This is a genomic window from Microbacterium sp. UBA3486, from assembly GCF_002377845.1.
Lineage (GTDB): Bacteria > Actinomycetota > Actinomycetes > Actinomycetales > Microbacteriaceae > Microbacterium > Microbacterium maritypicum_A.
This window is the reverse complement of record NZ_DFQP01000080.1, coordinates 1-6,128: the sequence shown is the minus strand read 5'-3', so window position 1 is coordinate 6,128 and position 6,128 is coordinate 1. Positions and strand designations below refer to the sequence as shown.

6 protein-coding genes and 1 pseudogene are annotated in these 6,128 nt (G+C 71.1%); 3 read left to right on the top strand and 4 right to left on the bottom strand.

All coding sequences use genetic code 11. The annotated features are described in order from the left end of the window. Positions 1 to 27 precede the first annotated feature (27 nt). The 3 genes from modB to B2869_RS11835 are packed head-to-tail and all read right to left on the bottom strand — an operon-like array spanning position 28 to position 1,983. Positions 28 to 816: a molybdate ABC transporter permease subunit gene (modB, locus tag B2869_RS11845; RefSeq protein ID WP_292766744.1), complete on the bottom strand. Its 789-nt coding sequence runs from the start codon at positions 814 to 816 to the stop codon at positions 28 to 30. Beyond that, positions 813 to 1,589 carry a molybdate ABC transporter substrate-binding protein gene (gene modA, locus B2869_RS11840; RefSeq protein WP_021199266.1) on the bottom strand — a complete coding sequence of 259 codons (777 nt, stop codon included), beginning with the start codon at positions 1,587 to 1,589 and terminating at the stop codon, positions 813 to 815. Before modA ends, modB begins: the two co-directional genes overlap by 4 nt. Position 1,590: 1 nt before the next feature. After that, positions 1,591 to 1,983: a TOBE domain-containing protein gene (locus B2869_RS11835; protein WP_021199267.1), complete on the bottom strand. Its 393-nt coding sequence runs from the start codon at positions 1,981 to 1,983 to the stop codon at positions 1,591 to 1,593. A gap of 156 nt (positions 1,984 to 2,139) precedes the next feature. On the opposite strand from B2869_RS11835, the gene B2869_RS11830 reads away from it, so the two are divergent. Beyond that, complete coding sequence (locus tag B2869_RS11830; protein WP_292766739.1) at positions 2,140 to 3,513, top strand: D-alanyl-D-alanine carboxypeptidase family protein; 1,374 nt, start codon at positions 2,140 to 2,142, stop codon at positions 3,511 to 3,513. Here the strand turns inward: B2869_RS11830 and B2869_RS11825 are convergent. Further along, the gene (locus B2869_RS11825) at positions 3,467 to 4,492 is read right to left on the bottom strand and encodes a tellurite resistance/C4-dicarboxylate transporter family protein (RefSeq protein WP_292766737.1); all 1,026 of its coding nucleotides are present in this window, start codon (positions 4,490 to 4,492) and stop codon (positions 3,467 to 3,469) included. The genes B2869_RS11830 and B2869_RS11825 overlap by 47 nt on opposite strands. Positions 4,493 to 4,711: 219 nt before the next feature. Between B2869_RS11825 and B2869_RS11820 the strand changes: the two genes are divergently transcribed. Both B2869_RS11820 and B2869_RS11815 read left to right on the top strand, forming a co-directional pair. Next, on the top strand, positions 4,712 to 5,509 hold the full coding sequence (locus B2869_RS11820) for a HesA/MoeB/ThiF family protein (RefSeq protein WP_292766735.1): 798 nt from the start codon (positions 4,712 to 4,714) through the stop codon (positions 5,507 to 5,509). After that, a pseudogene (locus B2869_RS11815) lies at positions 5,506 to 6,128 on the top strand (molybdopterin molybdenumtransferase MoeA); the annotation flags it as partial. The gene B2869_RS11820 and the pseudogene B2869_RS11815, both read left to right, overlap by 4 nt.

Genomic DNA, 6,128 nt, shown 5'->3' with positions numbered 1-6,128 from the left:
GCTCCGCCGGCAGACCGTTCGCCAGGGTCATCGCGCCGCCCCCGGTCGCCAGCCGCGCACGAGCAGCAGCACGATGATCGCGGTGGCGAGCAGCAGCAGGGCGAGGGCGGCCGCCGTGCCCTGCGACACTCCGGCACCGTTGAACGCGGTGTAGATCGCGAGCGGCATCGTCTGGGTGACTCCCGGCCGGTTCCCGGCGAACAGCGCCGGCGCGCCGAACTCGCCGATGCCCCGCGCGAAGCACAGCACGACGCCGGCGACGATGCCAGGCGCGGCGAGCGGCAGGGTGATGCGGCGCAGGATCGTCCATCGTCCGGCTCCGAGCGCTGCCGCCGTGCGCTCGTAGTCCACGCCCGAGGTGCGCACCGCGCCTTCGACGGCCAGCACCAGGAAGGGCAGGGCCACGAATGTCTGTGCCAGCACGACAGCCGGGGTACTGAACGACAGGCCGAGCCCGCCGAGCCACCCCGCGCGCCCGAACAGGTAGAGCAGCGCGACGCCGCCCACCATGGGCGGCAGCACCAGCGGCACCGTGACGACGGCACGCAGCACCGCGGCCAGGCGGGGCCCGGAGCGGGCGATGTAGAGCGCGAGCGGCACCCCGACGACGATGCACAGCACGGTGGCCAGCAGGCCGGTGCCCAGCGACAGCAGGAGCGCCGAGAGCGCAGCCTCCGACGTCACATCGGCGAGGAAGGTCGACCACTGCACCCGCGCCACGAGTGCGGTCAGCGGCAGGATGAGGAACGACAGTCCGATGAGGGCCGGAACAGCGAGCGCGCGCGGAGCGTATCCGCGTGCGCCGGTCACGCTCATGGAGCCCCGAAGCCGAAGTCCGCCAGGATCTTCTGACCCGCGTCCGACAGCACGAACGTCACGAACGCATCGGCCGCCTCGGCGTTCGGCGCATCGGCCAGCGCGGCGATCGGGTAGTGGTTGACGACGTCGTCGGCACCGTCGGGCACGATCACCTCGACGTCGTCACGTCCGATCACATCGGTGGCGTACACGAGTCCGGCATCGGCTTCGGAAGCGGCGACCTTCGTGAGCACGGCCGTGACGTTCTGCTCGAGACTGGCGGCGTCGACCGTCACGCCCGCCGTCGAGAGCAGTTTCGCGGCGGCCGCACCGCACGGCACCTCGGGCGCACACAGCACCGTGGTCACGTCGGCGAGATCGGAGAGGGTCTCCACCTCGCCCGGGTTGCCCGCCGGCACCGCGATCACGAGGGTGTTGGAGGCGAACAGCGTCGGATCGACCGCCACATCCGCCGCCTTGTCCATGTTCGCCTCGTCGGCGGACGCGAAGACGTCGGCCGGTGCTCCTTCGAGGATCTGTGTGACGAGGGTCGACGAGCCGTCGTAGACGGGAGTGAACCGCACGTCGGGGTTCTCGGCGGTGAACGCCTCGCCGATCGCATCGAAGGCCCCGCTGAGCGATGCGGCGGCATAGACCGTGAGCTCTCCGCTCACACCGCTCTTCTCCGCCGACGGCGAGGGCGAGGCGGTGCTCTCGGTGGCGCCCGCGCAGCCGGTGAGGGCGAGTGCGGCCGCGGCGAGGACTGCGGCGGCGCGGAGCGTGCGGTTCATGTCAGCCTTTCGGTACTTCGACCACGACCTGGGTCGCCTTGACGGAGGCGGTGGCGAGCGCGCCGACCCCGAGGTGCAGTTCGCGCGCGGCCTCGGCAGACATCAGCGAGACCACGCGGTGAGGACCGGATTGGATGTCGACCTGCGCCATCAGCCCGTCGATCTGCACCCGGGTGACGATTCCCACGAAGCGGTTGCGCGCGCTGGAGAGCACATCTCCGGCACTCTTCGCCTCCTCCGCGAGCGCGACGGCCCGTTCCGCGACGGCATCGCCGGGGATCTCGGCGGGCACGGCATCGGTGACCGGAAGCAGCCCCTGTTCGATCCAACGCCGGACGGTGTCGTCGCTCACGCCGAGCAGCTGCGCTGCGCGAGCGATCCGATACGTCTGCATGGAGGGAGTCTACCGCAGCCGCGGAGATTTTCCTCGAAAATCTCCGCGTCTGCAATGATCCATCCGCCTTCCGCTCCGCACTTCGACGGACCGTTCCCGTGTCCCCCGAATGGCCGATAGCGCGTGCGGCAGCGGTCGGCCAAGATGAGTGTCACCATGACGGCACCGAATCCACCGGCGGACGACCTCTCCGAGTTCGCTGAACTGATGTCCCACGAGCAGGAGTTCCTCTCCCCCCGTGATCGGATCGATCCGGAGGTGCGCCGAAAGCGCAGGCGGCGGGGGCTCATCATCACCGGGGCCTGCATCTTCGTGCTGCTGGCTGCCGCCGGTGGCTACATCGGGTGGGCGCTCACCGCGCCCGTGGATCCACCGGCGGTGACCACGCAGACGCCGCAGGTCCCGGCCGTCGATGCGGCGTCGATCGCCACGCCACCGGCGGGTGCGTCAGCGATCAGCATCGCCGGCGCGGACGCCTATCTGGGCGAGGGGGCGAGTGGCATCTGGTCGTCGAGCGGAACCGGCGAACCCCTGCCCATCGCGAGCATCACCAAGCTCATCACCGCACTCGTCATCCTCGACGCGTCGCCGCTCGCCTCCGTCGATGATCCCGGTCCCACCATCACGTTCGGCAAGGCCGACCACGACCTCTACGACAGGTACTACGTGCAGGGCGCCACGATCGCTCCGATGCCCACCGGCACGTCGATGTCGCTGCGCGATGCCCTGGCGGCCATGCTGATCCCCTCGGCGAGCAACTATGCCGAGGCGCTGTCGTCGCACGTCTTCGGATCGCAGAGCGCGTTCCTCGGCGCGACGCGGGATTGGCTCGCCACCCAGGGGCTGACCGGCACGACCATCACCGAACCCACCGGCATCAGCCCGCGCAACACGAGCACACCGGTCGATCTCGTGGCCATCGGAAAGCTCGCCGCCGCGAACCCGGTGATCGCCCAGATCGTCGCGACCCCGTCGATCACGCTCCCCGGAGCGGGCCTGCTCTACAACACCAACGGCCTTCTCGGCACCAGCGGGATCACGGGACTGAAGACCGGCACCCTCGGCGAAGGCACCTACAGCCTGCTGTACACGGCCACCCTCGTCGTGGGCACCACCGATCCGCTGGCCGTGACCGGCGTGATCCTCGGAGGGTCGTCACGCGATTCGGTGAATGCCGGTGTGCTCGCCGCCCTGGACGGCGTCCGCTCCGGCTTCCACGAGGTGCCCGTCGCCACCCCCGGCCAGGAGGTCGGGACGATCTCGACGCCGTGGGGCTCCTCCGCGCGCCTGGTCATCGGCGAGGCGGCGTCGATCTTCACGTGGTCGGACACGCCGATCACCGTGACGATGGACATCGAGACGCCGCCGACCTATCGGGACGGCTCCACCGTGGGCACCGTCACCTGGACCGCCGGCCCGAACACGGTCACCGCCCCGGTCGAGATCGAGGGGAGCGTCGACCAGCCGTCCGAGTGGTGGCGCCTCACCCACCCGTCGCAGCTCGGTTCGATCGCAGACGCTCGACGCTGAGACCGATCGCCAGGATGCTGACCAGCACCCAGGCGACAGCACCGCACCACACCGCGAGCGTGCCGACGGCGACGAGCTCCCCGACGCCTGCGGCCCTGCCGAGGGCGATGGTCGCGGTGGCGTACATGCCGATCGGGAAGACGATGCTCCACCACCCCACGGTGAACCGACGCGCGCCCGGACGCGTGCGGAGATCGCGGATGCCGAGCCCCACGAGGAACGGGATGAGGAACGTTCCGAACGACCAGAGCGCCATCGCCACGACGGTGACCGCTCCCTCCGTGCCGGGGAGGACGGCGGAGTCTGCCGTCAGCAGACGCGCGGCGGCCAGTGTGGAGATCGCGGTCGATCCCGTCAGCACCCATGCGGTCGGCGCGACGTCGATCGCACCGATCTCCTGGCCGAGCAGCCGCACCGTCACCGCCGCCATGAGAAGCAGATACAGAACGATCCCCAGGCACCAGAGACCGAACGCCGCGAGGCCCAGCAGGGGGTGCCCTCCGGCGGTCGCGCTCGTCAGGACCGACAGCGACTGGGTGGCGACGACGAGGAGGAACCACCCGCCGTCGACCGTGCGGAGCAGGGGCCGCCGGGAGGCGTGCGTGACGAGCCACGGCAGCATCCCGTACGTCAGAAGCGCCCAGAGCAGCGCTTCCAGGGCGAGGGCGACGGGGAGGATCCCCTCGGCCCCGAGCGACGCACCCAAGGTGGCGGTGACCCCGGTCGCCGCCACGATCGTGAAGAACCCGAATGCGCGGCCCGGGTCACCGGCGTCACGGAGCACGGCGGCCGGCGCCAGGAGTACGCGCGCGACGGTGGCGATCAGCAGGAGCGCATACCCGCCGACGGCGAGCACGAACGCCACGGCCCCGATCGGGGACAGTCCGATCGCGACGAAAGAGGTGCCGACGATGCCGGTCGCCATCACGAAGGAGAATCCCGCGGGCGGAAGCCGTTCGATCATCGTGCGCACGGACATCACTCAGATCGACCGCCGGTACTCCTGCGGCATGCGGGCGAGGGTCCCCTGCTCCGCGCCCGTCTTCTCGCCGCAGTCCACCATCCGACACCTCTCGAAGATCGTCACCGATGTCGGCCGCGGTACCGCGTGCCCCTGCAGTCGAGGATGTCAGAACATCCGCCGCGGCACGATCAGGCGAGCCGCGACGTCGCGACCCGACGGGCATACGCTGAGTCCATGCAGCCTCTCGTCGCCCCCGCGCCCGTGCTGGAGCCGGAAGAACTCGTCCGCACGGCGCGGCACGCGGTGCTCGCCGGCATCGGCGAGGAGGGACAGCGCCGCCTCAACGCCGCTCACGTCACGATCGTCGGCGCGGGCGGACTCGGATCCCCTGCGCTCCTCGCCCTGGCCGCCGCCGGGGTCGGATCGCTCACGGTGATCGACGACGACGTGGTGGAGCTCACCAATCTGCAGCGTCAGCTCGCGCACCGGGTGGAGGACATCGGGACGCGCAAGACCACATCGGCCGCGCGCGCGATCACCGCCCTCGCCCCGCACATCGTCGTGACCCAGGTCCCCGAGCGCCTGGATGCGGCCAATGCCGAGCGCCTGCTCACGGGCGCCCACGTGGTGGTCGACACGAGCGACACGTTCGCGACCCGTCGTGAGGTGGCCGCCGCCTGCGAAGCGCTCGGACTTCCCCTCGTGTGGGGAGCTGTGCAGGAGTGGCACGCGCAGGCCACGGTCTTCTGGTCGGACCCGCCCGCGGGAGAGCCGGTCGTGCTCGCCGACCTCTTCCCGGTCGGCACCGAGGGCGAACCCCCCAGCTGCGCCCAGGTCGGTGTGCTCGGCGCCCTGTGCGTGCAGGTCGGCGGGATGCTCGCCGGCGAGGTGATCAAACTCGTGACGGGCGCAGGCGAGCCGCTGCTCGGACGACTCGCGATGGTCGATGCGCTCACGTCCCGGCAGCACGAGATCGTGATCCGCCCGGCAACCGCCACGACCCCGGAGGCCACCGCGGGGGCCCGCGCATGACCGGCCGCCGCACGGTCGAGGAACAGCTCGCGCGGGTGCTCGATGCCGTCCACGTCATCGAGCACGAGACACGGCCGGTGGCGGCTGCCGCGGGGCGCACGCTCACCGCTGCCGCAGCCGCCGCCCACGACATCCCCCTGTTCGACAACTCCGCCATGGACGGCTTCGCGGTACGAGGTGCGGATGTCGCCGACGCGTCCGAGGAGAATCCGGTCACCCTGCGCGTGGTCGCCGACCTGCCCGCCGGAGTCTCCCTCGACCCTGCTCTCGGCGTCGGCGAAGCCGCACGCATCATGACCGGCTCGCCCACCCCCACCGATGCCGACGTGATCGTGCCCTTCGAGGACACGGCCGGCGGTCTCGCCGACTCCCTCGGCGAGGTGACGGTGCTGCACGCCCCGGCCAAGCCCGGAGTGTTCGTGCGCCGACGCGGAGCCGACCTGCGCGTCGGCGACGAAGTCGTTCACGCCGGCGAGCGCCTCGGACCCTTCCAGCTCGCCGCCGCAGTCGCGGCCGGCATCGTCGAGGTCTCGGTGACGCGGGCTCCGCGCGTGGCCGTGGTGTCGACGGGCAGCGAACTGCGCGCGCCGGGCGAAGCCCCCGCCCGCGGACGCATCAC

Excerpts from the sequence above, each read along its gene's own strand:
- B2869_RS11835 (WP_021199267.1), bottom strand. The coding sequence starts at position 1,983 with ATGCAGACGTATCGGATCGCTCGCGCAGCGCAGCTGCTCGGCGTGAGC.
- modB (WP_292766744.1), bottom strand. The coding sequence starts at position 816 with ATGAGCGTGACCGGCGCACGCGGATACGCTCCGCGCGCGCTCGCTGTT.
- B2869_RS11830 (WP_292766739.1), top strand. The coding sequence starts at position 2,140 with ATGACGGCACCGAATCCACCGGCGGACGACCTCTCCGAGTTCGCTGAA.
- B2869_RS11820 (WP_292766735.1), top strand. The coding sequence starts at position 4,712 with ATGCAGCCTCTCGTCGCCCCCGCGCCCGTGCTGGAGCCGGAAGAACTC.
- B2869_RS11825 (WP_292766737.1), bottom strand. The coding sequence starts at position 4,492 with ATGTCCGTGCGCACGATGATCGAACGGCTTCCGCCCGCGGGATTCTCC.
- modA (WP_021199266.1), bottom strand. The coding sequence starts at position 1,589 with ATGAACCGCACGCTCCGCGCCGCCGCAGTCCTCGCCGCGGCCGCACTC.